29 protein-coding genes and 1 tRNA gene are annotated in these 25203 nt (G+C 36.6%); 16 read left to right on the top strand and 14 right to left on the bottom strand.

Going from position 1 to position 25203, the window contains the following annotated elements; genetic code table 11:
• Positions 1 to 31: 31 nt before the first annotated feature.
• Entirely contained in the window at positions 32 to 202 is a 171-nt protein-coding gene (rmf, locus tag FVA69_RS14015) for a ribosome modulation factor (protein ID WP_004909639.1), read from the top strand.
• Between the two features lie 129 nt (positions 203 to 331).
• Here the strand turns inward: rmf and fabA are convergent, their stop codons facing one another.
• From fabA to FVA69_RS14000, 3 genes are all read right to left on the bottom strand, one after another.
• On the bottom strand, positions 332 to 850 hold the full coding sequence (gene fabA, locus FVA69_RS14010; protein ID WP_004909641.1) for a bifunctional 3-hydroxydecanoyl-ACP dehydratase/trans-2-decenoyl-ACP isomerase: 519 nt from the start codon (positions 848 to 850) through the stop codon (positions 332 to 334).
• A gap of 96 nt (positions 851 to 946) precedes the next feature.
• The gene (locus FVA69_RS14005) at positions 947 to 2683 is read right to left on the bottom strand and encodes an AAA family ATPase (protein ID WP_164528971.1); all 1737 of its coding nucleotides are present in this window, start codon (positions 2681 to 2683) and stop codon (positions 947 to 949) included.
• 208 nt (positions 2684 to 2891) lie between these two features.
• Positions 2892 to 3068 (bottom strand): GhoT/OrtT family toxin, encoded by a 177-nt coding sequence (locus tag FVA69_RS14000; protein ID WP_004909646.1) that lies wholly within the window; start codon positions 3066 to 3068, stop codon positions 2892 to 2894.
• Positions 3069 to 3241: 173 nt separating this feature from the next.
• On the opposite strand from FVA69_RS14000, the gene matP reads away from it, so the two are divergent.
• The gene (gene matP, locus FVA69_RS13995) at positions 3242 to 3709 is read left to right on the top strand and encodes a macrodomain Ter protein MatP (protein ID WP_109911064.1); all 468 of its coding nucleotides are present in this window, start codon (positions 3242 to 3244) and stop codon (positions 3707 to 3709) included.
• 172 nt (positions 3710 to 3881) lie between these two features.
• Here matP and ompA read toward each other — a convergent pair whose 3' ends face one another.
• Positions 3882 to 4970 (bottom strand): porin OmpA, encoded by a 1089-nt coding sequence (gene ompA, locus FVA69_RS13990; RefSeq protein WP_109911065.1) that lies wholly within the window; start codon positions 4968 to 4970, stop codon positions 3882 to 3884.
• A 355-nt stretch (positions 4971 to 5325) separates the two neighbouring features.
• The gene (sulA, locus tag FVA69_RS13985) at positions 5326 to 5847 is read right to left on the bottom strand and encodes an SOS-induced cell division inhibitor SulA (protein ID WP_004909652.1); all 522 of its coding nucleotides are present in this window, start codon (positions 5845 to 5847) and stop codon (positions 5326 to 5328) included.
• Positions 5848 to 6078: 231 nt separating this feature from the next.
• On the opposite strand from sulA, the gene FVA69_RS13980 reads away from it, so the two are divergent.
• The gene (locus FVA69_RS13980; protein WP_004909656.1) at positions 6079 to 6693 is read left to right on the top strand and encodes a TfoX/Sxy family DNA transformation protein; all 615 of its coding nucleotides are present in this window, start codon (positions 6079 to 6081) and stop codon (positions 6691 to 6693) included.
• Positions 6694 to 6796: 103 nt separating this feature from the next.
• On the opposite strand, the gene yccS is transcribed toward FVA69_RS13980, so the two are convergent.
• Positions 6797 to 8947 carry a YccS family putative transporter gene (gene yccS, locus FVA69_RS13975; protein ID WP_004909659.1) on the bottom strand — a complete coding sequence of 717 codons (2151 nt, stop codon included), beginning with the start codon at positions 8945 to 8947 and terminating at the stop codon, positions 6797 to 6799.
• A gap of 123 nt (positions 8948 to 9070) precedes the next feature.
• Here yccS and helD point away from each other — a divergent pair, with 123 nt between their 5' ends.
• Positions 9071 to 11122, top strand: a complete 2052-nt coding sequence (gene helD, locus FVA69_RS13970; RefSeq protein WP_164528970.1) for a DNA helicase IV — start codon at positions 9071 to 9073, stop codon at positions 11120 to 11122.
• 55 nt (positions 11123 to 11177) lie between these two features.
• Here helD and FVA69_RS13965 read toward each other — a convergent pair whose 3' ends face one another.
• Complete coding sequence (locus tag FVA69_RS13965) at positions 11178 to 11636, bottom strand: methylglyoxal synthase (RefSeq protein WP_109911069.1); 459 nt, start codon at positions 11634 to 11636, stop codon at positions 11178 to 11180.
• 114 nt (positions 11637 to 11750) lie between these two features.
• On the opposite strand from FVA69_RS13965, the gene FVA69_RS13960 reads away from it, so the two are divergent.
• The gene (locus tag FVA69_RS13960) at positions 11751 to 12164 is read left to right on the top strand and encodes a CoA-binding protein (RefSeq protein WP_109911070.1); all 414 of its coding nucleotides are present in this window, start codon (positions 11751 to 11753) and stop codon (positions 12162 to 12164) included.
• 84 nt (positions 12165 to 12248) lie between these two features.
• Here the strand turns inward: FVA69_RS13960 and hspQ are convergent, their stop codons facing one another.
• Positions 12249 to 12569, bottom strand: a complete 321-nt coding sequence (hspQ, locus tag FVA69_RS13955; RefSeq protein WP_181937016.1) for a heat shock protein HspQ — start codon at positions 12567 to 12569, stop codon at positions 12249 to 12251.
• Positions 12570 to 12788: 219 nt separating this feature from the next.
• Between hspQ and FVA69_RS13950 the strand changes: the two genes are divergently transcribed.
• On the top strand, positions 12789 to 13067 hold the full coding sequence (locus FVA69_RS13950) for an acylphosphatase (RefSeq protein WP_184957450.1): 279 nt from the start codon (positions 12789 to 12791) through the stop codon (positions 13065 to 13067).
• Between the two features lie 7 nt (positions 13068 to 13074).
• Here the strand turns inward: FVA69_RS13950 and FVA69_RS13945 are convergent, their stop codons facing one another.
• Entirely contained in the window at positions 13075 to 13404 is a 330-nt protein-coding gene (locus FVA69_RS13945; protein WP_004256090.1) for a TusE/DsrC/DsvC family sulfur relay protein, read from the bottom strand.
• A 183-nt stretch (positions 13405 to 13587) separates the two neighbouring features.
• Between FVA69_RS13945 and FVA69_RS13940 the strand changes: the two genes are divergently transcribed.
• Positions 13588 to 13675, top strand: a tRNA-Ser gene (locus FVA69_RS13940).
• 283 nt (positions 13676 to 13958) lie between these two features.
• Here the strand turns inward: FVA69_RS13940 and FVA69_RS13935 are convergent.
• Positions 13959 to 14381: a MerR family transcriptional regulator gene (locus tag FVA69_RS13935; RefSeq protein WP_164528969.1), complete on the bottom strand. Its 423-nt coding sequence runs from the start codon at positions 14379 to 14381 to the stop codon at positions 13959 to 13961.
• 78 nt (positions 14382 to 14459) lie between these two features.
• Here FVA69_RS13935 and FVA69_RS13930 point away from each other — a divergent pair, with 78 nt between their 5' ends.
• The 6 genes from FVA69_RS13930 (at position 14460) to FVA69_RS13905 (ending at position 19193) form a co-directional block, all read left to right on the top strand.
• Positions 14460 to 15242 (top strand): SDR family NAD(P)-dependent oxidoreductase, encoded by a 783-nt coding sequence (locus tag FVA69_RS13930; RefSeq protein ID WP_004909680.1) that lies wholly within the window; start codon positions 14460 to 14462, stop codon positions 15240 to 15242.
• A 412-nt stretch (positions 15243 to 15654) separates the two neighbouring features.
• The gene (locus tag FVA69_RS13925) at positions 15655 to 16338 is read left to right on the top strand and encodes a hypothetical protein (protein ID WP_226537858.1); all 684 of its coding nucleotides are present in this window, start codon (positions 15655 to 15657) and stop codon (positions 16336 to 16338) included.
• 207 nt (positions 16339 to 16545) lie between these two features.
• Positions 16546 to 16821 (top strand): GNAT family N-acetyltransferase, encoded by a 276-nt coding sequence (locus tag FVA69_RS13920; RefSeq protein ID WP_164529360.1) that lies wholly within the window; start codon positions 16546 to 16548, stop codon positions 16819 to 16821.
• Between the two features lie 27 nt (positions 16822 to 16848).
• Entirely contained in the window at positions 16849 to 17742 is an 894-nt protein-coding gene (locus tag FVA69_RS13915; RefSeq protein WP_109911075.1) for a pirin family protein, read from the top strand.
• Between the two features lie 246 nt (positions 17743 to 17988).
• Entirely contained in the window at positions 17989 to 18765 is a 777-nt protein-coding gene (locus FVA69_RS13910) for a YnfC family lipoprotein (RefSeq protein WP_164528967.1), read from the top strand.
• The gene (locus tag FVA69_RS13905; RefSeq protein ID WP_109911076.1) at positions 18765 to 19193 is read left to right on the top strand and encodes a TOBE domain-containing protein; all 429 of its coding nucleotides are present in this window, start codon (positions 18765 to 18767) and stop codon (positions 19191 to 19193) included. Before FVA69_RS13910 ends, FVA69_RS13905 begins: the two co-directional genes overlap by 1 nt.
• Positions 19194 to 19246: 53 nt before the next feature.
• Here FVA69_RS13905 and FVA69_RS13900 read toward each other — a convergent pair whose 3' ends face one another.
• The gene (locus FVA69_RS13900; protein WP_162598817.1) at positions 19247 to 19927 is read right to left on the bottom strand and encodes a Crp/Fnr family transcriptional regulator; all 681 of its coding nucleotides are present in this window, start codon (positions 19925 to 19927) and stop codon (positions 19247 to 19249) included.
• A gap of 133 nt (positions 19928 to 20060) precedes the next feature.
• Here FVA69_RS13900 and add point away from each other — a divergent pair, with 133 nt between their 5' ends.
• Entirely contained in the window at positions 20061 to 21086 is a 1026-nt protein-coding gene (gene add / locus FVA69_RS13895) for an adenosine deaminase (protein WP_196719717.1), read from the top strand.
• A gap of 50 nt (positions 21087 to 21136) precedes the next feature.
• Here add and FVA69_RS13890 read toward each other — a convergent pair whose 3' ends face one another.
• The gene (locus FVA69_RS13890; protein WP_123382100.1) at positions 21137 to 21580 is read right to left on the bottom strand and encodes a hypothetical protein; all 444 of its coding nucleotides are present in this window, start codon (positions 21578 to 21580) and stop codon (positions 21137 to 21139) included.
• A 364-nt stretch (positions 21581 to 21944) separates the two neighbouring features.
• Between FVA69_RS13890 and FVA69_RS13885 the strand changes: the two genes are divergently transcribed.
• Positions 21945 to 22235, top strand: a complete 291-nt coding sequence (locus FVA69_RS13885; protein WP_004909705.1) for a putative quinol monooxygenase — start codon at positions 21945 to 21947, stop codon at positions 22233 to 22235.
• Positions 22236 to 22295: 60 nt separating this feature from the next.
• Here the strand turns inward: FVA69_RS13885 and FVA69_RS13880 are convergent, their stop codons facing one another.
• Entirely contained in the window at positions 22296 to 22874 is a 579-nt protein-coding gene (locus FVA69_RS13880) for an NAD(P)H-dependent oxidoreductase (RefSeq protein WP_004909707.1), read from the bottom strand.
• Between the two features lie 378 nt (positions 22875 to 23252).
• On the opposite strand from FVA69_RS13880, the gene dkgB reads away from it, so the two are divergent.
• Positions 23253 to 24056 (top strand): 2,5-didehydrogluconate reductase DkgB, encoded by an 804-nt coding sequence (gene dkgB, locus FVA69_RS13875; protein ID WP_164528966.1) that lies wholly within the window; start codon positions 23253 to 23255, stop codon positions 24054 to 24056.
• A 34-nt stretch (positions 24057 to 24090) separates the two neighbouring features.
• Here the strand turns inward: dkgB and yafC are convergent, their stop codons facing one another.
• Positions 24091 to 24990 carry a DNA-binding transcriptional regulator YafC gene (yafC, locus tag FVA69_RS13870; protein WP_004909711.1) on the bottom strand — a complete coding sequence of 300 codons (900 nt, stop codon included), beginning with the start codon at positions 24988 to 24990 and terminating at the stop codon, positions 24091 to 24093.
• Positions 24991 to 25203 lie beyond the last annotated feature (213 nt).

Below are 25203 nucleotides of genomic sequence, written 5' to 3'. Positions count from 1 at the left end.
TTTTCCATTTAAATGATGAGGGAAGTAAGGCATGAAAAGACAGAAACGAGACCGTTTAGAAAGAGCTTTATCAAGAGGTTATCAAGCAGGTTTAGCAGGGCGCTCTAAAGAGCTGTGCCCATATCAAGCAGTAGATGCTCGGTCGCATTGGCTAGGTGGTTGGCGAAAGGCGATGGAGGACCGAACCGTAGCGGTAGTATAATCCCCATATTCTTTGATCCTTTAGGTTAAATAACCTGTACTGATTTTCTTGCGTATTTTTGGGTTTTCAAGTTAAAGAGATCAATCAATTTAAGAACCTCCGCCATTGCGGAGGTTTGCATTTCAAAGCTTAGAATGCGCTCGTGTCTTTAAAAAGACCCACTTTTAAGTCTGTTGCAGTATAAATTAATTTACCATCAACTAATACTTCACCGTCAGCTAAACCCATAATCAGCTTACGATTGATCACGCGTTTAAAGCTAATGCGATAAGTGACTTTTTTCGCAGTAGGGAGAACTTGGCCAGTGAATTTAACTTCACCAACGCCTAATGCACGCCCTTTACCTTCACCGCCGAGCCAGCCAAGGTAGAAGCCAACTAACTGCCACATTGCATCAAGGCCTAAACAGCCTGGCATGACAGGGTCGTTTGTAAAGTGGCAGCCAAAGAACCAAAGGTCTGGATTAATATCCAGTTCAGCTTCCACATAACCTTTGTTAAATGTACCGCCATCTTCAGTCATACTGACGATACGATCCATCATCAACATGTTTCCTGATGGCAATGGAGGACCATTTTCTCCAAATAACTCGCCTTTACCAGAAGCAATTAAATCATCTTTTGTGTAGGATCCGCGTTTCTCAACCATGTTCTTAAGATAGCCTTTATTATGTGTAGGGCTACAGGATAGCGTACACTTGTACGCTGAACAACTCCGATCTGCTATTTTTTACGCAATCTTTACTCAACTCATCCATTTTAAGAACCAAGGGAGTCTAGCTTTATCAGGTGAGTTTGCTTGGTTGATTCGTTCTTGAATTAAAGCTAACAGGTGTACATTTTCCTCTTCAGCTTGTTGTTCAAAGTAAGGCTGCTTAGTGAGTAAAGTAATGGCTTGGGCAACATGTTCAACAGGCCAAATATGGAATTGACCTTTTTGTACCGCTTCAACGACAGCCGACTTGGTGCATAAATGGCGCACATTTGCCATTGGGATGATGACACCTTGACTACCAGTTAATCCTCGTTTTTCACAGATATCGAAGAAGCCTTCAATTTTCTCATTTACCCCACCAATAGGTTGGACATAACCAAATTGGTCAACAGCACCGGTGATGGCAATTTGCTGATCAATAGGTTGTATAGCTAATGCACTAATTAAAGCACACAGCTCTGCGAGCGATGCGCTATCACCATCAACTTCACCATAGGATTGCTCAAAGACGATAGAGGCGGAGAAGGGCTGAGGTTGCTCTAATTTAAGCTCGTAATTTAAATAGGCTTGCATGATCATCATGCCTTTAGCATGAATATTACCACCTAGCTCGGCTTTACGTTCTACATCTGTAAATTCACCATCACCTAAATGCGCAACACAGGTGATTCGCGAAGGTTCGCCAATGGCATCTGGGTGCCCCGGGTATTGCAAAACAGACAAACCATTAACTTGCCCGATGACTTCGCCTTCGGTTTTAACAAAGATTTGTTCTTGTAAAATATCATCTTGAGTACGTTCAGCAAGAAAACTGTGGCGCCATTGGCGATTTTCATTTGCTTGATTAAATGACTCTTGAGTAAGCAAATGGTTAACATGGTAATGGCTGGCATCGACAAGAGATCGAACTAACCAAAGAATATCAAGAGGAAGATTAAATTTATCTTCACAGTAACGTACAGCTTGTTGGATAAAAGGAAGCCAACCTTCAGGCGAAATATTCGGTAGTTTATTCGAATCAATAATGGATTTTATGTAACGCATCCATAAGGCCAATTGCTCTTCATCCTCGAAGAACATAATAGGCTCATATTCGCCATAAATAGCGCAGCTAAATAGCTCCGGTGCTGTAAATTCAAATTCTTCTAAAGCGAGTCGGTCACCAACAATAATAACTTTAAGTTCTAAGGGGTGTGGCTCAATTTCAATTGGTAAAGGTTGATTTTCAGAATAAGGTAACCATTCAAGTTGTTGACGGTTAACCATATTTTTTAGGCGAGCCCACATTAAAGGCTGGCTAATTAATGCACTAGCTGCGATAACTAATATGCCGCCATTGATTTGATGAAGTAAGCCAGGCACTAAATTCAAGGACGGGGTGACATAGCCGAATAATTGTTCAGGTTCTATCCAATTACGGTAAGCGATTTTTTCACGAGAAGAAAAACGGCTTTTAACACCATTTTTCCACTGAAAAAGTCGGTTATCTTCAGATAACTGATAATCACCATCAATGGCGTTGATCTCTGCTAGCAGGGGGGCAATTGCATTAGCATAAAGGCTAAGATATGCCTCACTTTCATCAGACTTGATAAACATAAAGCGCGTTTGGGCAAATTCATCAACAAAATGTTGTATGCCATCAGACAGCCTAGGCTGAATGTCTGACAAAATTGCAGGGGTCAACGTTTCTGAAGATACAAATTTCGTCTGAAATGACGATAAGTTAGGAATTAGGCCTTGCCATGTTAGTTCTTGACTGATCACTATAATTATCTGCTATTAATAGGGTTATAAATAGAATGCCTGCCAATAAGCTGGGCGTATATGCCTGAACAAGGTTTATTTAATAAATTTGCTAAATAATATTGTTTGTTTTATAAACAAAATTCAGGCTAATTCATTACCCAACGGGCAAGCCTGTTATATTAGCCTTTGATAGGCAATCTTGCAGCAATAATTGTTGAATTATCGACTAGAATAACGAAAACATAAACACAATAGGTAGTGTCATTGGCCAAGTTAAGCCAATAAGTATGGCGCTCAATAAACGCATAAAACAGTTAGGGTCTTTTGTAACGAGTAAGGTAAATAGCATTGCGCATACTCCGCCAATCCCATAGATGACGAGTATGTATTCAAATGTGGACATGCAGTTTTATTAATTTGTTAACAGATAGGGGCAGATTGTACACTATTTTCACAAGGGTAGGTTGTCTTCTTTACTGAAAAAGTGAATATTCTACTAAATCGAATATCTGCTTGAGTATTTTGTTTATAATCTTGCTAATATAAAGATAGGTTCAATTTTCTTCAGGAAAAATTATGAAATATCAGCAGCTTGAAAATCTTGAATGTGGCTGGAAATGGGAATACCTCGTCAATAAAGCAAGAGGTGGTGAAGCTATTACCCGTTATATAGAAAGAAGCGCAGAAAAAGAAGCGATAGACTTGCTGCTAAAAATGGAAAATAGACCGATTGATGTACTAAAGTGGATCTCTTTGCATATGAATCCTGAGCTTGATAATCGAATGAAACAGAGTATTCGAGCGAGGCGTAAACGTCATTTTAATGCAGAACATCCCCATACACGTAAGAAATCAATAGATTTAAATTTTTCGGTGTGGCAGCGTTTGTCTAATCTTGCAGTGAAGCGTAATAAAACGTTGTCTGAAACTATTATTCAGTTGATTGAAGATGCAGAACATAAAGATAAATACGAAAGCCAGATGAGCTCATTAAAGCAAGATTTACAAGCGATCCTCGGGACGTCAAAGGAAAAGGATAATTAACAAAGGTTAGCGGCTCATTACTGTTGTATGTATTCAAGTAGTATGCTTTTATTACGAGATATTTATTTTAAAGTGAATTTTTATATCGTTCCTATTATTCTAATAGTAAAAAAAACCCCAATATTAATTGGGGTTTTTATGTTCAGTTCGAAATTCAAACTAGGGCTAAGAATTAAGCACCTGGTTGAGTTACAACTTCAGTTGTACCTTGGATTTCGATTTCAACGCGACGGTCTGGTGCTAAACACTCGATCAGAGCAGCACGGCCTTTAACATCGTCACATTTGTTACCAGTTACTGGATCTTCTTTACCACGGCCTTCTGCAGCGATTGCGCTAGCTGGAACGCCTTTAGCAACTAAGTAGTCAACTACAGACTGAGCACGTTTTTGTGACAGTGGCAGGTTGTAGTTTTGTGAACCGATACGGTCAGTGAAACCAACTACCAGTACGCGACCTTGAGTTGGGTCGATGCTGCTAAGTTCGTTGTACAGCTCATTCAGAGCTTCTTGACCTTCTGGTTTCAGGCTTGCTTTGTTGAAGTTAAACAGAACGTCTGAACGCAGAGTAAAACGTTTGTTTTCAACAACTGGAGCAGGAGCTACAACTGGAGCTGGAGCAACAACTGGAGCATCAGCTTGACCGAAACGGTAAGCAACACCAACACTCAGCATGCCGTTGTCTGGACGAGTACCGATATTGTCTTTGTCACCTAAGTTGCTAACCCATTGGTAGTCTAAACGAGTCGCCCACTCTGGAGTGATTGCGTACTCAAGACCCAATGCGTATACAGGTGCAACGCCAGTGTCAGTTTCTTTGAAACGTTCGCCATTTTGGTGAGCTTTAGCTTCAGTGCGGTAAACCATACCACCTAAACGAGTGTAAACGTCTAAGTCATCAATGATTGGATAGCTTAATTTGGTAGTTAATGAAACACCCATAGATTTCAGGTCACCGCTGTTACCAGCGCCTTTGTATTTCATTTTACCGAACCAATCGTAGCCTAGCTCAAAGCCTAAGTATTGGTTATATTGGTAACCAGCGTAGGCACCTGCACCGATTGTGTCACGGTCAGTGCTGTTACCAACAGTGCCCCAACCTGCATAGTCTGTACCAGTTTTTGCTGGGTTCAGGCTAGTGTCTTCATAGTGAGACCAACCTAATTTAGCACCGGTATACCAAGTGTTATCTTTTGGAGCTGCTTGTGCAACGGTTGCAAAAGCTGCTACTGCCACTGCTACTGCGATAGCTGTTTTTTTCATTTTTACGCCTCGTTATCATCCAATATTGGCTTGGCTTCGCTGAGCCTTATTATATGCCATTGGTTTAATTTACTTGCTAGGTTTCGCAGACATTATCTACAAAAAAATAATAAAAGTAAAAAAATAATGCCATAAGCCGAACAAGCTAAAGTCTACAACGAACTTAAAAAGATACAAGTAGAGTGAGCAATAATCGTTAAAAAAAGTATTTTTTTAGTGTATAAATCAGAGAGATATGTATATTTTTCGTAATGATTATTTTTTATCTATCTGATTGATCTACAATACTTTTAATTTAACTTTAGAGATAAATATTTCTAAAGGTTAAATTTAGTAAGAAAATTCTTAATCTTAGCTAGTGATAATGATTTGAGTGAATTTTTAAGTGGTTTGGCTGTCCTGCATGTGTGCTAACCATATTATATGTTTCTTGTGGGCGCATAATTAAACCGATAGAACGACCTTCTTGAGCTGCATATTGTAAGCGAACAAAATCTTGCTCGCTTATTTCCGGTAGCCACCCTAGAACTACACTATAATTACCACTTCTTAGTGCTTTTTCCATAGCATCAATCGTAGTGATATCTTCCATATGATTTAATTGCATAACTTTATGAGTAGGTATACCTGATTGTTCTAACCAGTGTTTACTTAGCCTTTTATTTGGAGTTAGCCAAAGTAACCAGCGTGATTGAACCCCAAACTGACGAAGCATTGGTAATAAAATATAATCCATAATAGGGTGTTTTTCATCGTAAACAAGTTCGCTCACCATACCTTGTTGTATAGAGCTATTGGTAAGCCCTGTAGCAGGGATTGATTGTGCGTAATTATTAAGAGAATGTTCTGTTGAGTTGTTCCAAGAATAGATGCTCATAATTTACCTCGTTACAATGCTGTATGAACATACAGTAACTGTATATCCATCCAATATCAAGACTATTTTTTCAAAGCGCTTCGCAACTTTGTTGTTTTTCTCCGCATTCTTCTTGGCATTTTTTATGGAAACTCTCAAAATTGGTTACGCGTAATTATCTGTAAAAAAAGAAATTATAAAATTAATTTTCTAAAGGATGAAAATTGAGCATACCCAAAAAGGAGTTTGGTAATGTTGTTAGAAGAAGAAAAAATTTTTTATTTATCCGGTTTGTTAAGTCAATTTGGCGCATTAAAACGTAAAAATCATTTTGGTGGATTTTGTTTACTAGTCGATGATGCAATTGTGGGGCTGGTACTTGATGAATGTTTTTATTTACGAGGTTGTTTAGTAGCGAGGAGCCACTTTGAAGCGTTAGGGTTTAATCGGTTAGTTTATAGTAAAAAAGGTATTCCATTGGAAATGCGGTACTATCAACTTTCGGAACAAGTTTGGCATGACGAAGTTTTGTTTCTCCAATATATTGAGTTGGCTTACCGTTCAGCTATCGAGGAATTAAAACAAAAGCAATCAATGACCATGCGTATAAAAGATTTACCCAATATGAATATGTCAGTTGAGCGTGCTCTAGGGAAAATTGGCGTATCTCATGTTGACGATTTGCGCATGATGGGCGCAAAGGCTTGTTTTATGAAGCTAAAAAAACATGGTAGGAATAACCCCAGTATCAAGCTACTGATTGGCTTAGCAGCTGCAATAGAAGGGTGTCATAGTGCTGTTTTGCCTAAGGATATCAAACAAGAGCTAATTGCTTGGTATAATAGTTTTGAGTTGACGTCAGCCTAAACTCACTGAAAACGACTTTTACTATTAATATAATCAATATTACATATACGCTATATGAAGATGAGTGGGTATTTAGAATTTTAATACCCGCTCATCGGTATATTTATGTTGCACTGATAGTGCGAATGATTTGCCGTATCTCAGGTATTAGTTCAAGCAATAACTTAGTTTGCTCCATGATAAGCAACGTTTTTTCGTCATCACTGGTTGAAATATAATCTATGCGGTGTAATAGACTATGGCGAAGTTTATCTGATTTTTCATCGATAACTAGTGGGTCAATGGTTGTGATTTGCAAGGATGATTCAACATAGCAAATAGCATCGTTGAGTAATGAAAGATTACTTTCATTTTGCATTTTTTCACGATGTGCACCTAATGCTGAAATATAACTGAGTAAAGTATGGTTTAAGCAAAGAAGGCGAAAAGCTTGTTCTTGGGTGATTCGATAAGACTTAGGGTCAGAAGCCATATTGGAAACAATCGATGCAAACTCTGCATCATTATTGTGTGCGTCTCTACGTGCAACTCGGTACTCAAGGCGGTTGTCTTTACCTTGGTAGTACTGCTGCAAAATAGCATCTAAATAACGGCAGTTGCTATCCATGGTTTTTTGAATGACTTGGGGGAGTTGGCGGAATTTCCAATCTGGCCAAATAAAGCTAACGGCAAGTAATGCAATAAAACAACCAATTAATGTGTCAATGATCCGTGGAAGTGCAACATCAAATCCTTCGCCCAATAGGTTAAAACAAAACAAAACGAGAAGTGTGATGAATAATGTTGCTTGGGCATATTGGCTACTGCGAAACATAAAAAACAGTAAGCCAGAAATAACGATTAGCGTAAGTTGCCCTTCCATTGAGGGGATTAAATTCAGCAAAGGTAAACCAATGAGAATACCAACAATAGTTCCTATTATGCGAAGGGCTAAGCGGCGTTTAGTGGCGCTGTAGTTAGGTTGGCATACAAATAAGCTAGTGAGTAATATCCAATATCCTCTTTCCATATCAAATAGTTGGATAATAATATAGCCAGTACAAAGGAGAATTGACATTCTTACTGCATGGCGAAATAAAGATGATTTTGGCGTTAAATGGTGCTTAACCCGCGAAATAATATCACTAATACCTGATAACGATTCATCAGATAACTGCTCTACCTGTTTATTATTTTGCTGCCATGCACTTTGCTCAAGGCTCAGGCCTTTAAGTTGAACATCAATTCCTTTTAAGTTTTTAAGTAGGTTATACAGGGCTTTAATTTCATGAAGCTCAGGCGATTGCTGTTTTAGTAGCTGTAGCGATTTTTCAATGTAAGCGAAGGTACGTTCAAAACGAGGATTATGTTGGTATTGTTTACGCCATAAAACAGATTGAGCAACTTGTTGGCAGGCTCTCGCTTGCATGGTTAATAGGCGTTGGAAACGAAATAAAATATCACAGTGACGTAAAGTGCGGCTAAGCTGTTGATATTGTATGTGGGATGAACTTGCTCGTTCGTGAATGTCTTGAGCAACAAAATAATATTGTAGCGAATTTCGTGTACCTTTTTGTCCCCGATCCCCTTTTAATCGACTCAATAATGCAATTTTTGCTTGGTTCATGGTGCTAACCAAGTGGCTGTTTACTAATGCTAAATCATAAACAGAGCGTTGGTAGTCATCTTCTAAATCAGGATCAAATAAGTTAGCTTTTGCGTCTAAATAAGCTGAAAGTTGCTGATAACATTGGGTTATTGCATCTTGCAATGGCCTTACAGGAAATAAAATATGCCCAATCAAGGTTAAAATATTATACCAAATTGCCCCTGTCAGTAATAATGCGGGTTGTTGGTACCAAGTATCAAAAATGGGTACGCCGAGCATGGTATAAATGGCAATTAATAGTGCACCAAATGCGATGGTAGCGTATCGCTGTCCTAAAGCACCAAGAAGAATAAAGCCACACGTAGAAAATGCGAGGCCAAAAAAGAAAAATAAAGGATAGGGAAAAAGGAGTTCAATAGAAACGGATGCAATAAAAAAACAAAAAAGTGTAATAATTAAATTTTTTATTCTACCAGTTAGCCTATCATCTAAGTCAGTTAGTGCTGCAGCAACGACACCCAATGTGAGTGGGATGGTGATTTTAGGCTCTTGACCTAACAACCATGGCACTAAGGTTGCGCCTGTCAGGGCTATAAATATTCGGATATAATATAAAATATGGCTGTTATATAGCACACGACGATAACTGGTAAGCAGTGTTAACACAAAGTACCTCAAAGGTAAGACAAGCCTTAATCTATATAGGATAGCTTGTTTGCAAGGAATAAAAAACCGTTTGGAATCAAGCCAACCGTATTTTTGTCATTGATTTTCTCAGGTGCAGGACGTATGGAACTGAAATCAACACAGATTGGACAGCGTCTGGCTCAGCATCCCTACAATCGGGTTCGCTTACTCAACGCAGGTATTGAAGTCAGTGGTGAAAACCACCAATATCTTATCCCATTTAATGAACTCATTGATCTTCGTTGTAAGAGAGGGATTGTTTGGGGGGAGTTAGAATTTGAAATTGTGAATGAACAGGTTGTTCGTTTACATGGCACGGAATGGAAACAAACTCAGCGCTTTTACCATTATTTAAATGAAAAATGGCAGCAATGGAGCACTGAAATGAGTCAAATCAGTGCTCATGTATTGACTGAGTTAGTTAATACGATTGAACAATTGACTCAGCAAGATCATTGGTTGACATTACACCAATTGGCTGAAATAAAAGATAAAATATCACAAAAGTTCTCATCATTGCCTATGCCTTTAGCACGCATTTCATTGTTTGAAAATTGTGCATCACAGTATCAAGAATGCCTGAATTGGCTAAATAACAGCCAAGAATGTCGAAAACAAATTAATGACTATTGGTGTGAGTCTGTTTTAGTTCGTTATCACGATTTTTTCCAGCAAGTAGAAACATCACCTCTCAATTATTCTCAGTCCTTATCTGTGATCAATGGTGAGGATAATGTATTAGTGCTGGCGGGGGCTGGAAGTGGTAAAACATCAGTCCTAGTCGCTAGAGCGGGTTGGCTTATCTTGCGAGGTTTGGCAAAACCAGAACAAATTCTCTTGCTGGCTTTTGGTCGTAAAGCTGCGGATGAAATGAACGAACGTATTCACTCACGCCTACAACAAGATATTGAAGCAAAAACTTTTCATGCTCTTGCTTTACACATTATTCGTGAAGGTAGCAAAAAATCGCCCGTGATTAGTGAGTTAGAAACAGACACTCAAAAACGGCAAACATTATTATTAAATGAATGGCGAGAACAATGTTCAGCAAAGAAAGCGCAAGCAAAAGGGTGGCGAGAATGGCTTTCTGAAGAGTTACAATGGGAAATTCCAGACGGTGAATTCTGGAAAGACGAAAAAATTAGCACTAAAGTCGCTACTCGGTTAGACCGTTGGCTAAGTTTAATGCGTATGCATGGTGGTAGCCAGAAGGACATGATTGAGAATGCAGCGGAAGAAATAAGAGATCTTTTCCAAAAACGTATTCGTTTAATGGCGCCGTTATTGAAAGCGTGGAAAAGCGCATTGAAAGATGAAGGTGCAATTGATTTTTCAGGATTAATTCATCAGGCCATCAATATTCTAGAAAAAGGGCGTTTTATTAGCCCATGGAAACATATTTTAGTTGATGAGTTTCAAGATATTTCTCCTCTTCGCGCTAAGTTATTGCAAGTACTACGCAAGCAGAATAAGCAAACGACGTTATTTGCTGTTGGAGATGATTGGCAAGCTATCTACCGGTTTAGTGGTGCAGAATTAGACTTAACCACATCGTTTGAACATAACTTTGGTATTGGAGAACTTTGCGCTTTAGACACAACTTATCGTTTTAATGAGCGTATAGGTGAGGTTGCTAATCAGTTTATTTTACAAAACCCTATGCAGTTAGATAAGCCATTGAATAGCTTAACTAAAGGAAATAAAAAATCCGTTATTCTTCTGTATGAAGATGCACTGGAACGTTTGTTGGATAAAATGAGTGGTTATGTTCTTGATGATGAAACGATATTAGTGCTCGCTCGCTATCATTATTTAAAACCTAATATATTAGGTAAAGCCAAGACCCGTTGGCCAAAATTAAATATTCAGTTTATGACTATTCATGCCTCAAAAGGGCAGCAAGCAGACCATGTGATAATTTGTGGTTTGAATAGTGGAAAGGATGGTTTCCCTGCTCCTGCGCGAGAATCAATTATTGAGCAAGCATTACTGCCTAAGCCAGAAGATTTTGACCATGCAGAAGAAAGACGTTTGCTATATGTTGCATTAACACGGGCTAAGCAGCAAGTTTGGTTGCTTTATCATCCAGAAAAGCCGTCAGAATTTGTTGATGAACTCAAGCAATTGGGTGTTCCAAAGCAAAAGAAACCGTAAGGTAATCTTATTTTGTATTAAGCGCCAGAATGTTGTGGCGCTTAATATTGATAGATTAGTTAGTTCGTTTAGTTAAGTAGCTTTGGTAATCAGGAATAACAATGTCTATCGCATTATCAAAATAGGTGGAAGTAATTAAAAAATCAGCAGTTGCAGGGTTGGTTGCGACAGGAATATTCCATACTGTGGCTAAGCGCAGCAAAGCTTTAACATCTGGGTCATGAGGTACTGCATTAAGAGGGTCCCAGAAGAAAATCAATAGGTCGATTTTTTGTTCCGCAATCATTGAACCAATTTGTTGGTCTCCCCCCATTGGGCCGCTTAACATACTGGTGACTGGCAATCCAGTGTGCTGGTTGATTAAATTACCTGTTGTTCCAGTTGCATATAAATTGTGAGTTTGAAGCCGTTCATTGTTTTTCTTAGTCCAAGATAATAATGAGGGTTTACAGTGGTCATGGGCAACCAAAGCAATATTTTTTGAGGCTGTAATTTTACGGGTAGTTGATTCCATGATATTCCCTTAAATAAGATGCGAGATAGACATCTTTAAAAATTGAATGAGTAAAGATATACAACATATATCATAATGCTAATGAATAGTTTATAGATTTTGGGAGATATTTTGATGAGAGATCAAGAAATTGCTGAAATTTTAAAGAGTGTTCGGACTATCGCTTTAGTTGGGGCGAGTGATAAAGCAAATAGGCCGAGTTATGAAGTTATGGAATATCTTTTGCATCAAGGCTATACCGTTATTCCAGTGAGCCCAAAATTGGCAGGGCAAACTTTATTAGGGCAACTTGTATACGAAAAGCTTAGTGATATACCAGAGCCTATTGATATGGTCGATGTATTTCGTAATGCAGAAGCTGCAATAGGAGTAGCCAGGGAAGCGGTAGAAGTAAAAGCTAAAGTTTTGTGGTTACAAAAAGGCGTGATTAGCGAAGAAGCGCAAAAAATCGCTTTGCAGGCAGGTTTACAGTTTGTTATGGATAAATGCCCAAAACAAGAAATCCCTGCATTAGGCCTTGAAAAATAAACTACATTTTAGCGTTAAAAAGTAAAGCAGCTAGTTAGCTGCTTTACGGTTGCGTTCATAAATAACAATATCGATATTTGCAGGTTAGTTGCGAAGGCGAGGTGCTTGCAACTGAGACCTTATTGATTCCGCTAGTTCATCCATTGATGGTTGTTCTGGATGGTCTTCTGCGGTTTCATAGGTAATTTGAGCTTCGGCCAAATAAGTATGAACAGCATCCCCATTGTCATCTTCCATAACAACATGATACCAAGGTAGATCGCGTAGTGTGCTGTTAGCGGCAATATCATCATCATGTGGTTGTTCGAGCGAATACTCAGCGTCTACATCTACAACAACGCCTAAGTAGCCGAGAAGTTTGTGTCTAACTTGTTGCCCGATTCCATATTTACTGGTGATCATCATAGCGACCTCCTAAAAGCCTTGCTTATACTTCAAACTATATATGGGCAGTGCTACGCGTTTTCAAGCTAAGATATGGACAATTATCAATAACGCAATACACTGTCTTTATACGTAACTATCAAAAGCAGTGCCTCATTTAGCAGATTATCTGTTCAATGAATAAAAAACAACTGTTAAAAGAAGGTATCAATACAATATGCTCTGACAATGGAGGCTCACATGACTGCATCAGGTCGTTATTTTTATATTTATGGTCGTGTTCAAGGGGTTGGGTTTCGTTACCAAACCTATCATTGGGCTAATCAGAATGGCATAAAAGGCTTTGTGTGTAACCGGGATGACGGCAGCGTTAAGTTAGCTGTTTATGGCTCAGAGCAAGATATTGAGTTTGTTGATGACTGGCTGAAAGCGGGTGGTCCTCCGGGAGCAAAGATAGACCATTTTTTCACCGAAAATTGGAAAGCTGAGCCAATAGCGGATTTTAGTGTCCGCTATTAGCAAGAAATTAAATACATTTCACCGGTTTTGGCAGGCCAGCAAGTTTAGTGGCTTGCTTAGCTGGGCCTTTTGGAAATAGCCGGTATAAATAGCGGCTATTGCCTTTTTCTTCCCCAAATTGTTGAGAAACTGCTTTAACCAACATACGGATAGCCGGTGAGGTATTAAATTCCAAGTAGAAATTCCTGACGAAACGGATAATTTCTAGGTGTTCATTAGTAATTTCAATATCTTCTTGCTGCGCGAGTAAAGGGATTAATTCTTCACTCCATTGTTGGCTATCAAGCAGGTAACCTTGCGCATCTGTTTCTATTTCTTGATTATTAAAAACCAACATTCTCTTATTCAACTCAAATAAAATTAGAACGTAAATTTAGCAAAAATTGGGATATAACCCAAGTAAAGTCGTTAGAATGTCGATATTTTCATCTAACAGTATGAAAGACGTATATTTTTAAAGCGAATGATCAAATTAGGGGTTTACATCCAATGAGAGGATGTTTATAGTGCACGTCATTGCGGAGGGGTGGCCGAGCGGCTGAAGGCAGCGGTCTTGAAAACCGCCGATGGGAAACCATCCGAGAGTTCGAATCTCTCCTCCTCCGCCATCTTCAATTCTAGTAAAGTCTTCCAATCCCAAGTAAATCAAGCATTCTAACTAAATCCCATTATTCCAACGTCTACTATCGTCTATTAAAAACTACCCCCCTTAGGTGGTACATTTATACTCCATAATTTGAGTGCCCCCAAATGAAGCTAATCATTATACTAGCTGATGCCAGAAGAAAGCGTGATGATGCAAAGAGATTACTGGTGGAGGGAATTGACCCAAACCAACAACCCAAAGAACAAAAGCTGGTGGAATGGGCTAAAAAATAGCAGGGGAATTTATTAAGCACCATAATTCACCATAAGATATGGTGCTTGTGAATTAGCCGTGTAAGTTAATTGGTATTCATTTTTAATTGTTTCTTGATAATGCTGAATTTTAAGCTTTAAGTTACTTAAGTGTTCATTTAGAGATAAAATTTGCTTTTCAAGATTAGCGTAGTGTTCAGTAAGCAAATTCATTCTCTCAAATGAAGTTGATGTTCCTATATTTCTTAGTGCCGCGTATTCTTTAATCTTTTTTAAAGGCATGCCAGTTTCTTTTAAACGAGTGATAAACTTAACCCATTCAATATCATCTTCAGAATAGTACCTATGATTGTTTGCTTGTCTGGATGATTTCAATATTCCTTCTTTTTCATAGTATCTAAGGGTGTATATGGTGAATCCGGTTAGTTGTGCAAACTGACTGATTGAATAATTCATGTATTACCTAGAAGTTTCTTGACCTAGAGTTAACTCTATCCTTTACCCTTTTGAAACTTTTGTCAAAGAGGGTATGTCATGAGAAATAAACATTATGCGGTTATTACAGGTGCGAGCTCAGGTATTGGTCGTGCAATTTCAATAAAATTAGCTGAGCGTGGATTTAATATTATTGCTGTAGCAAGGCGAGATTCCTTGTTGAACCAATTGAAAATCGAATTGCGTAAGATTAATCAATACATTGAGGTCGTAACAAAATCATGTGATTTATCTATTACAGATGATGCAATGTCACTTTATGAGGAACTGAAAGCTTTTGATATTCGGGTATGGGTAAATAACGCCGGTGTTGGATATTATGGGGAAGCATTCTCTCAGCCAATAAAAGATGCACAAACTTTATTAAATTTGAATATCAATACACTCGCAGTTCTATCGTTAATGTTCGTGCGTGATAATCAGAATATTGATGATTCACAGTTGGTCAATGTAAGTTCTGCGGGAGGATATACTATCGTACCTACAGCCGTTACCTATTGTGCTTCGAAATTTTTTGTTAGCTCTTTTACTGAGGGATTGGCTCATGAATTATTGAACTTGGATGCTAAGATTAAAGTAAAATTACTGGCTCCTGCAGCGACCAAAACAGATTTTGGTCGAATTGCTAACGGAGTAGAATATTATGATTATGATAAAGTTTTTGGTACATATCATTCTTGCGAGGAACTAGCTGATTTCTTCATTCAGCTATATGACTCAAACAATGTTGTTGGATATATAGATAGAGAGAGCTTTAGCTTTAAATTACTAGATAATAAAATGCCTTACGCAAATAACAATAAATTTAATCAAAAAATATAAATACGAAAAAACCGCCAAAGCATAAGCCGAGGCGGTTATGTATAATTGGCTTTATCAACTAAAGGGCTCACCAAATGAAAAAATCATGGTAATAAAGCCAGTTGTACTAATGCTTATATGATGGTTGCTAGGCAGAATATATGTTAACGAAACGTTAATAATATAAGGTGTTTTTTGTTGATCTAATGGCGTTTTTATTTGTATTTTTTGGCTTAATCAGACATGAGAGTAAATAGCATGCAGTTTTGAGTTACCATCCCACATAACTAAATAATGATTAATACCATGGGTTATAAGTAAATCATCAAGGTTAGTTTCATCAAAAAATTTCAGTGGATAGAAAGATAGTAACTTGTTGAAATTGTTTTATAAATATAATATTTAATATCTTAATGCCATGGATTTTATCAAGATGAATAAATTATTAGTTCCAATTTTTTGTATTGCTTCTTTATCAGGATGTGCGGTGACTGAGTATAATTATGTTCCTGACTCACAAAAAATCAGTGAGCCTAAAATAGGTCAGGTCAACCATATTACAGTAGGGCAACCCTTAGTAAGAGAAGGCAATATTAGTGAAATAGACGGAATTAAAGTATTAAACCCTGTGCAGATAGATTTGGCATACAAAATTATTCCGGGTGTATTCAAAAAAGTGGGCTCAAGTGATAAAGGCGATTTTTATATGCCAGACCAAATAATTGACTCTGGTTCGGTCGTTGTTGAGGTTTTAGGGCAACCTTGGAATTCACTTTTAATTAAAAAAGGGGCTAGTCCTAATGAAATTTGTATCGTAACGGATGTCAATGTTGCTGTTTGTAGCGATAAAGCACAAATCGAACAGGTAAAATTAAATAATTCTGATGGTAATTCATTTGAACAAGCCTTAATTTTCAATGGGATAAATGACCAGGTTGTCGATATTAGTTATCAGAAAATAGGTTCGAATATTGAGAACCAAGGATTTGGCGATACGATTCAGTATAATCTTAAAAACAGCGACATTATTTCTTATCGAAATGTAAAATTAAAAGTTATTGATAGCTCAGAAAATTCATTAACCTATACAGTGATAAGCAATTTTTCTGATAATTAATGTATGTCGCATTAATTAACCAATTGAAAAACAGCGTTAAACTAAATTTAATCTCTAGTTAAGCGCTGTCTCGGCATCTTTTCTCGTGTTGTTATCTTGCTAACTTCAAAATATTTGGATCACATCGACAATTGTATAATATTGTCTTTTTAGTATACGTCACATACTCTAAGTTAAATTGATTTAACTTAGAGGGTGTTATTTATGATGAATATCCAATCTGACCACAATAGCTTTTTTATTTTATCCGATGACAAGCAAACTCGTCTTGCCGAGATAACCTTTGTTTATACTGGCGATGAACTGGTGATTATTGACCACACTGTGGTTGATGAAAGCTTAAAAGGACAGGGCATTGCAAAGTTATTAGTTGCTAAGGTTGTTGAGCGAATGAGAAATGAAGGCCGAAAAATTATTCCATTATGCCCTTTTGCAAAAGCAATATTCGATAGAACACCTGAATACAGTGATATCCGCCAATAACATTTGCTAATTACTGATGAGGTAAGTATGAGTATTCAATTTAATGATAAAATACCTGATTTACAGTTGATTACCGCACGTTCGAAGGATGTTGGTGGGCTTCCTGTTGCACGAGTTTTGCCTACAAGGGAGCGTAGGTTAATAGGAGCTTGGTGTTTTCTTGACCACGCGGGCCCGACGGTTTTTAAAGGCGACTCAGAGGGAATGAAGGTATCACCTCATCCTCATACTGCTTTACAAACATTCACTTGGATGATTGAAGGTGAAGTATTGCATCGAGATAGCCTTGGCTATGAACAGGTTATTCGACCAGGGCAGGTTAATTTAATGACAGCAGGTTATGGGATCAGTCATTCTGAAGATACCTATGGAGAGAGCCGCCAGTTACATGCTGTGCAACTGTGGATTGCTTTACCCGAAGCAGTTAAAGATATTTCCCCACGCTTTGACCATTATCCTACATTACCTCGTTGGGCTGAAGGCGAGATCCATTTCCATTTATTAGTTGGGGAATATGGCACTTATAAAGCACCAACATTGACATTTTCACCGTTGATCGGGCTTGATATTATTGCGAAGAAAACAGCCCGACAAGTTTTAACTTTACGACCTGAATTTGAATACGGTATTTTTGCCATAAGTGGAAGTGCTACTATTGAAGGACAGCAAATTAAGAGTAATGAGTTAGTTTATTTAGGCAAAAATATAACAGAAATTTCTATAGAGCTAGCTTCAGATAGCCACATTTTATTACTTGGTGGTGAGCCTTTAAATGAGTCAGTACTAATGTGGTGGAATTTTATTGGTCGAACTAAAGCCGATATTCATGCCGCAGTTGAGGAATGGAACCAAGGAAACCCACGTTTTGGTCGTGTTTTTAACGATGAGCGCGAGCCAACACCAGCTCCAATTATGCCATAATCAATTTAAGTAACTCCTTTGTTATTATTTTATAAAAAAGGAGTTACAGCCATTGCTATTCTCTATTATTTTTTCATATTTATATTTGTCTTTAGCCGAAAATGGCTTTGGATTTAATTTAAGACTCATTTTTATACTTATATTATGGGTTCATAACCTGACTTTTATCGAAAAACTGATAATATGTATAAAAAAGGCTATTTTTAAGTCAAAGCAAGCCGTAGCTGTTAGAGGCGGACGATAGAAATGAGTAAAAAATACCTATTGGGAATCGTTTTTTTAAGTTTATTCCCTATTTCTTTTGTATCATTAGCGGTTCAAGAACAGCAATATAACCCAGTCGTGTTTAATCTGGCTCAACTTTATGATTTCAATCCTGTTAGAGGTGCTGTTAAGCAAATAAAATCAGTTGTTTATAATGAAGATAAATCAATTAATTATGAATCAATGTTAAAAATTGGCCATGATGGTTGTGTGGAAAGTTTTACTTTTGATCAAAAGAAAGATGAGTATTTAAATGGTGCTCATAACTATCTTTTTGTAAAACGAGTTAAAAATAAATTGATTGGTAGGGATGTTAGTGGTCCTGTCGAAATGGTGATAGGTGATAACTGTCAAATAATATCTAAAAAAGATTCAAATGGTGAATTAATCTACCAATATAGCAAAGATGGCATTATTGCTGGCTCATTGCTTGCTGACACGAAAAAACAATATAGCAAAAATGATTATAATGAATTTAAACTTCCAACAACGATAAAATATTTTAAAGATAATGCACTCATCTCAGAGACTATAGTCACTTATGGGAAAGATATGAGTAAGCCGTTTGATCATACAATGGATATCCGTGCATTGGGACAAACGATATTATTAGTCAATTCTAAGTGCGATTATAATACTAAAAATATTGCCTATAAATGCAACTTTACTTTAAATCTTAATTCGAATGGTAATAATATTAAATTACTAAAAAATAGTATTACTGAAGTCGATTTTTTTTTAAATATAGGAGATGTTTAATGGCTATTTCTGCAAGAAATCAACTTACAGGTGTTGTTGAGTCGGTTGTTATCGGCTCAGTAAATGATGAAATTATTTTAAATTTAGGTAATGGAGAAAGCATTGCTGCAATCATCACTAAAAACAGCACTAAACAGTTAGGGTTAGAAAAAGGTAAACAAGTAGTTGCGGTGATTAAAGCACCTTGGGTTGTTCTTGTTTCTGATGCACAAGAGTACCAATTTTCAGCACGTAACCAATTCGATGGCAAAGTAGAGTCTATTGAAAAAGGCAGTGTAAACTCAGTCGTTAATGTAAAAACGGATGCAGGAACATTATTATCAGCAGTAGTAACGAATAACAGTACAATTGAAATGGGGTTAGCAGTGAACAGTAAAGTAACTGCCATAGTTAAAGCCTCTTCGGTTATTTTAGCAACCAAAAAGTAATGGTGTTCTTATTTTATAAAAAGCGGCCATTGTAAATGAAGTGGCCGCCTTTTCTATTTCCGACATGAAATTAAGAGCTGACTAGTATCTAATATCTTAATTTTCTTGCCTTTTTTTTCAATTAATTTATCACTGACAAGTTTAGATAGTGTTCGATTTAATTGCCTAACGGAGACTCCTAGCATTGCGGCTAAAGAGTCACGCTTTTCTAATTGAAAACTTTCTCCATTCTGCTTTTCAGCAAAAGTAAGATAGCGTCTTAATTTATATTCAACTGAATATGATGCACTGGAGTGTAACTGTGATGTGTTATAAAGCTTTTTACTAAGGTGCTGACAGATAAATTGCAAAAATAATGGTGAGTAAATTTCTTTTTTTCGGATCATAGATAAAGGTAGCGCAAGTAAGTCTGCATCTGTAACTGCTTGGATCGTATTATAGATACGGTCATTTTCAAGATTGCTTTGAAAAAGTTCTAAATCACCAATTATAGAAAATGTATTTTCAAATGAAAAAATGACTTTGCAACCGTTAGTTTCATAACGTTCAATTTGCAGTTTCCCGTTAACAAGGAAGTAAAGGTGACTGATTTGGCTATCTTGAAATATTAAATATTCTTTGGCCTTTATGTGGATAAGTTTTGTATTTTTGAGAGTTTCGTCAGAAATGATTTTATCAAGTTGATGATGAGTAATAAATTCTGCACGCTTTATTGTAGAGTTTATTGCTTTCATTGTTATAACCATTTTTCGCTTGAAATTATACTTAAATCATACTCGTTTTTTTCATTTAAAAAAGGACATATGTCCTTTTTTAAATGGTAATAACCTTGCTAGCTTATTAAAAAATAACTCGCAGGATATTAACATGAAAGTCCCTTTAAAACCGTCAAGCGTATTTACTAAAAGCATAAAAGCAGCAATTAACATAATGCCAAAAGTTGAACTACACGTACATTTAGATACATGTTTAAGTTTTTCTTATGTTAAACAAACCATTCCAATACTAACGTTTAATGAGTTTAAACAAGGCTTTATTGCACCAGAAAGATGCGAAGATCTTGGCGATTTTCTACGTTGCATTGAACCGCAACTTAATATATTACAGACAAAATCTGCTATTGGGCTAGCAGTTGATGATTTGTTTGAGCAATTAAAAATGGATAATGTAATTTATACAGAAATTCGGTTTGCTCCTTTATTACATACTCAACATGGTCTTTCAAGCCGAGAGGTTGTCGATATAACATTAGATGCGATGAATTCGGCAGTTGTAAAGTACGAAATAGAAGCTGGCTTGATTTTGTGTACTTTGAGGCATTTTACTGCCTCTCAAAGTCTTGAAACGGCAAAATTAGTTGTAGAATATCAATCTCGTGGTGTTGTAGCACTAGATTTAGCTGCCGATGAGGCTCGCTTTTCATTAGACAATCATGAAATTGCATTTAACTATGTCAGAGAGCATGGCGGCAATGTTATCGCACATGCTGGAGAGGCTTTAGGCTATGAAAGTGTGATTGAAACATTAGATAAATTAAAAGTTTCTCGTATAGGACATGGGGTTAGAAGTATTGAAAATTCAAATACGATTGAAAAGCTCAAAGCGTTAAATGTATTACTTGAAGTTTGCCCAAGTTGCAATTTGGTGTGCAATGTCTTTGATAGTATCGAAAACCACCCTATTAATAAGTTGAAACAGCAGGGCGTTAAATTAAGCATAAATACAGATGCGCGAACAGTTGCGGATGTAACATTAAATAAAGAGTACCAATTATTGCATGATATATTTGGTTGGAGTATTGCTGACTTTACTGAGTGTAATGTAAATGCATTACTGGCAAGTTTTATTGCAGAAGAAAAAAGAGCATTGTTAATGAAAAAGCTACTAAATTAATAGAGTTGATAGAAAAAGAAGGAGGTCTTTATCCTCCTTCGCTATTGTGGTTAATTATATGTAATACCATGCAAACTCCAATGATGAGTAATCTCTCTAATGATTAATAAAAAAGCACTGAATTCGCTATTTGTCGGCAATTGTGTTGAATGAATGGGGCTGCCATTAATCACATCGACCAATTCATTAAAAGCGTCTTCAATCTGCGATGTCGTGATAAAGTTACCATTAATATGCCTACTTTCTATCAGTAAATTTAATTTGTTATCATGACTAAAAAGCAATATTTCTCCTGTAGGGAGCTGTTTTTTTATCGGAATAATTGCGTTTTCGATATGTTCAATTGCCATTTCAGCTTCATAAGCTGTAATAGGGGAATGCTGAAACGTAAAGCCATTAAAATTCTTAATGCCAATAGGTAAAATTATTTTATCCGATAGGTAAGATAAAATGGCTTCATTGTCTTGAATATCCAATTGAATATGATTTTTCATTGTGGCCTCATTCATATATGATGATTTCATCATGCTACGCTGGTTAGTATTATCTGTATAGTAAATCCATTAATGTGAATGAATTGTTAATATGTTGCACAACATGGTAATGAGTATAAATTGAAAATTCCCATCTTATGACGTGCTAAAATTCAGCCTTTTCTCGTCAGGGAAAATAAGATGTAATGAAACGATAAAATTGATTGTATTATATTTTGAAGTTACACTATTTTTGCAATATAACAACATGATTAAAGTTAGAAAAGTGTTTTCTAATTTATAGAATAATAAAAGTTAAATTCTAACTTCGAGTTATGCTATAAATAGATGAGTTAAAATTATCTATTTATAACAGGGTGAGCTTATGTCAGAAATAAGAATTGTTGCAACAGTAATTGCAAAAGATAATGAAGTTGATTTTGTGAAAGCAGCAACTAAATCAATTGTTGAGCCAAGCAATAAGGATGAAGGTTGTCTTCAGTATGAATTACATCAAGATAATGCTAATCCAAACATTTTTATTTTCTTTGAGATTTGGAAGGACCAAAAATCATTAGATAAACATAATGGAACACAACATTTGAAAGATTTCATTGAGAAGATAGAAGATAAAATTGATTCATTAGATGTGAAATTAATAAGCAAAATTGCATAATATTAATTAATAATGGCTAAATAACAAAAAGGAATACAAATGTATTCCTTTTTAATTTGATTACCCGAAAATTTCGGTGAGATGTGTTTTGTAATCGTTGATATATTTTTTAATATTGGGTTCTTTGATCACGTCGTTTACCATAAAGGTTGGGAATTTTTTCAATCCGAGAAATTGTTGTGATTTATGAAAGGCAAAATAGACACCATCAACACCTCGACCATCAAAAAAATTATCAAACTCATCAAATGCATCAAGAGGGGCATTCCAAGTCACCGAAAGCATATATTTTCTTCCATGAAGTAGGCCTCCAGTACCATATTGTTTGCTTGGATCTTGGCGAGTACGACCATCGCTTGTATATAAATGACCATGACCGAGGGTATAAACCTCGTCCATATATTTTTTTACCATCCAAGGCATCATCATCCACCAACCAGGCATTTGGTAAATAATCGTATCGGCCCAAAGAAATTTTTTAACTTCATTATCGATATCGTAGCCCGACTCGATATGGGTTTCTTGCATAGTGTGCCCTAACTCATTTAGCGTGGTTTTGGCTACATCATGTAATGTACGATTAAGCTGGCCTGCCGAGTGAGCAAATGTTTGTCCGCCATTGAGAAGAAGAATTTTCATTTGTATTGCCTTATTCGTTAATTGCTAAGTTATATTTAGGCTAACAAACTAAAATAAAGATAAAAAGTAGAGTAATAAAACAGAATTCGTTACTTTAATGGATTTATTGTCTATATTTATGATTTAATTAGGCGAAGTTTAGTCAAATATCACTATAAAGACTATTTTTATAGTTAAAACTATTAATAATAGAGATTATTGATTTTTTAGCAAAAGTCTATTGAGCTTACGGCTATTTTTCTCTGCATTATCCCATCGTATTCTTTGTCGTATTCAAATTGTCGCAGTAATTATGGGTTAGTTCGTAGCGAATGAACATGGACTATCCAGATAATTACCCGTGAAGCTTAATGTAAAAAATTTAAGAAAGGTAACATAATGACGATTCCTGTAATTGGTGTGGGTACATTCCGTTTAAAAGATGATGTCGTGATTGCTTCAGTAAAAAATGCATTAGATGTTGGGTACCGCGCTGTTGATACAGCACAAATTTATGAGAATGAAGCTGCGGTTGGGCAGGCTATTGCAGAAAGTGGCGTTGAGCGCAGCGAGCTTTATATCACAACAAAAATTTGGATTGAGAATTTAAGTAAAGATAAACTTATCCCAAGTCTTAAACAAAGTTTAAGTGATTTGCAAATGGATTATGTGGACTTAACACTAGTGCATTGGCCACCTCCAAATGATGCGGTTTCTGTTGAAGAGTTCATGCAAGCATTATTGGAAGCCAAAAAACAAGGGTTAACACGTGAAATTGGTATTTCTAATTTCACTATTCCATTAATGGAAAAAGCAATCGCGGCAGTCGGTGTTGAAAATATTGCGACAAACCAAATAGAGCTTTCACCTTATCTGCAAAACAAAAAAGTTGTAGAGTGGGCAAAACAACATAATATCCATATTACCTCTTATATGACATTAGCGTATGGCAAAGCATTAAAGGATGAGGTTATTGCGAGTATTGCACAGAAACACAATGCAACATCCGCTCAGGTTATTTTAGCGTGGGCGATTGGTGAAGGGTATTCTGTTATTCCATCATCAACAAAACGTGAAAATTTATTAAGTAACTTGCAAGCAACTCAATTACAGTTAGATAGTGACGATAAAGCGGCGATTGCAGCATTAGATTGTAATGACCGCTTAGTTAGCCCAGAAGGTTTAGCGCCAAACTGGGACTAATTGATTATTCTATATGCTCAGAGGCTAGGATTTGTTATGGCCTCTGAATTTCTGCAAGATATTGAGTTAAGCTATCAATAAAAACCCGAATACGCTGGCTGACAACGCGGTCACTGTAATATACGGCATGGAATGGTAAAGGAACAGGCTGCAATTCATCCTTTAATACTTCGACAAATTGGCCATTTTGAATATATTTATTCACCATAAAGTCAGACAAACATGCAATCCCATTTCCAGCTAAACAAAGCTGTCTTAGTGTCTCCCCGCTATTTGATGATATCCCTGCAGTAACTTCCATTAGTTGCCCATCAATGCCTTTAACTGGCCACATATTTAATGATGCAGGTTCAGTAAAGGTCAGGCATGTATGATGCAAAAGATCTTGAGGAGATTTAGGCTCATCATGTTGTTCCAGATAATTTGGCGACGCAATAATCTTGCGATAACTCTTAAATAATGGGCGAGCACGTAAGCTGGAGTCGGTGAGATGTCCTGCCCGAATAGCAACATCAACTTTCCGTTCAATTAAATTAACAAAGGTTTCCGATGAAACTAACGACAAGTGAATGTCTGGATATTGTTTGCGAAAAATAGCAACAAAAGGAATTAATATATGCAATACAATCGGCGTTGCTGCATCAATTCGTAATAGGCCTTTTGGAGAGCTTTGTGTGTCATATAATTCATCTTCTGCCGCTTGCATTTCTTGCAAGATAATTTTCATGCGTTGAAAATAAATTTCGCCCTCTGCAGTTAGGTCAATTTGCCTGGTGGTACGGTTAAGTAAATTGACCCCCAGTTTTTCTTCCAATTTTTTGACGATTCGGCTCACTGCTGAATTTGCTAAATTAAGTTTATCAGCCGCTTTACTAAAGCTTTTTTGTTCTACCACTTCTATAAATACACGGGCTTCTTCAGATGTTGCTCTCATAATAATTTTATTAGCCAATAAGATGATAGAAAAGGTGACTATTATAGTAACAGCAATAGGTCTTAAAATTTAAACTAAAAGTTTAAGAGAATGGGGTTTTATTAGCTTAAAAGCTAATCATATTGAATCATAACCTATCGCTTTTCTTAAAAGAATTTTTAGTGCTTCAGTGTAATTTTCCTTGTGAATTGCATGTTTCGCTAATTAGCACGA

The organism is Providencia sp. PROV004 (genome assembly GCF_011045615.1).
GTDB classification, from domain to species: Bacteria; Pseudomonadota; Gammaproteobacteria; order Enterobacterales; family Enterobacteriaceae; genus Providencia; species Providencia rettgeri.
This window is presented reverse-complemented; position numbering and strand designations above follow the sequence as displayed.

Bases quoted from the DNA above. Each gene is read 5' to 3' on its own strand.
- rmf (WP_004909639.1), top strand. From the start codon at position 32: ATGAAAAGACAGAAACGAGACCGTTTAGAAAGAGCTTTATCAAGAGGT.
- fabA (WP_004909641.1), bottom strand. From the start codon at position 850: ATGGTTGAGAAACGCGGATCCTACACAAAAGATGATTTAATTGCTTCT.
- FVA69_RS14000 (WP_004909646.1), bottom strand. From the start codon at position 3,068: ATGTCCACATTTGAATACATACTCGTCATCTATGGGATTGGCGGAGTA.
- matP (WP_109911064.1), top strand. From the start codon at position 3,242: ATGAAATATCAGCAGCTTGAAAATCTTGAATGTGGCTGGAAATGGGAA.
- ompA (WP_109911065.1), bottom strand. From the start codon at position 4,970: ATGAAAAAAACAGCTATCGCAGTAGCAGTGGCAGTAGCAGCTTTTGCA.
- sulA (WP_004909652.1), bottom strand. From the start codon at position 5,847: ATGAGCATCTATTCTTGGAACAACTCAACAGAACATTCTCTTAATAAT.
- FVA69_RS13980 (WP_004909656.1), top strand. From the start codon at position 6,079: ATGTTGTTAGAAGAAGAAAAAATTTTTTATTTATCCGGTTTGTTAAGT.
- helD (WP_164528970.1), top strand. From the start codon at position 9,071: ATGGAACTGAAATCAACACAGATTGGACAGCGTCTGGCTCAGCATCCC.
- FVA69_RS13965 (WP_109911069.1), bottom strand. From the start codon at position 11,636: ATGGAATCAACTACCCGTAAAATTACAGCCTCAAAAAATATTGCTTTG.
- FVA69_RS13960 (WP_109911070.1), top strand. From the start codon at position 11,751: ATGAGAGATCAAGAAATTGCTGAAATTTTAAAGAGTGTTCGGACTATC.
- hspQ (WP_181937016.1), bottom strand. From the start codon at position 12,569: ATGATGATCACCAGTAAATATGGAATCGGGCAACAAGTTAGACACAAA.
- FVA69_RS13950 (WP_184957450.1), top strand. From the start codon at position 12,789: ATGACTGCATCAGGTCGTTATTTTTATATTTATGGTCGTGTTCAAGGG.
- FVA69_RS13945 (WP_004256090.1), bottom strand. From the start codon at position 13,404: ATGTTGGTTTTTAATAATCAAGAAATAGAAACAGATGCGCAAGGTTAC.
- FVA69_RS13935 (WP_164528969.1), bottom strand. From the start codon at position 14,381: ATGAATTATTCAATCAGTCAGTTTGCACAACTAACCGGATTCACCATA.
- FVA69_RS13930 (WP_004909680.1), top strand. From the start codon at position 14,460: ATGAGAAATAAACATTATGCGGTTATTACAGGTGCGAGCTCAGGTATT.
- FVA69_RS13925 (WP_226537858.1), top strand. From the start codon at position 15,655: ATGAATAAATTATTAGTTCCAATTTTTTGTATTGCTTCTTTATCAGGA.
- FVA69_RS13920 (WP_164529360.1), top strand. From the start codon at position 16,546: ATGAATATCCAATCTGACCACAATAGCTTTTTTATTTTATCCGATGAC.
- FVA69_RS13915 (WP_109911075.1), top strand. From the start codon at position 16,849: ATGAGTATTCAATTTAATGATAAAATACCTGATTTACAGTTGATTACC.
- FVA69_RS13910 (WP_164528967.1), top strand. From the start codon at position 17,989: ATGAGTAAAAAATACCTATTGGGAATCGTTTTTTTAAGTTTATTCCCT.
- FVA69_RS13905 (WP_109911076.1), top strand. From the start codon at position 18,765: ATGGCTATTTCTGCAAGAAATCAACTTACAGGTGTTGTTGAGTCGGTT.
- FVA69_RS13900 (WP_162598817.1), bottom strand. From the start codon at position 19,927: ATGAAAGCAATAAACTCTACAATAAAGCGTGCAGAATTTATTACTCAT.
- add (WP_196719717.1), top strand. From the start codon at position 20,061: ATGAAAGTCCCTTTAAAACCGTCAAGCGTATTTACTAAAAGCATAAAA.
- FVA69_RS13890 (WP_123382100.1), bottom strand. From the start codon at position 21,580: ATGAAAAATCATATTCAATTGGATATTCAAGACAATGAAGCCATTTTA.
- FVA69_RS13885 (WP_004909705.1), top strand. From the start codon at position 21,945: ATGTCAGAAATAAGAATTGTTGCAACAGTAATTGCAAAAGATAATGAA.
- FVA69_RS13880 (WP_004909707.1), bottom strand. From the start codon at position 22,874: ATGAAAATTCTTCTTCTCAATGGCGGACAAACATTTGCTCACTCGGCA.
- dkgB (WP_164528966.1), top strand. From the start codon at position 23,253: ATGACGATTCCTGTAATTGGTGTGGGTACATTCCGTTTAAAAGATGAT.
- yafC (WP_004909711.1), bottom strand. From the start codon at position 24,990: ATGAGAGCAACATCTGAAGAAGCCCGTGTATTTATAGAAGTGGTAGAA.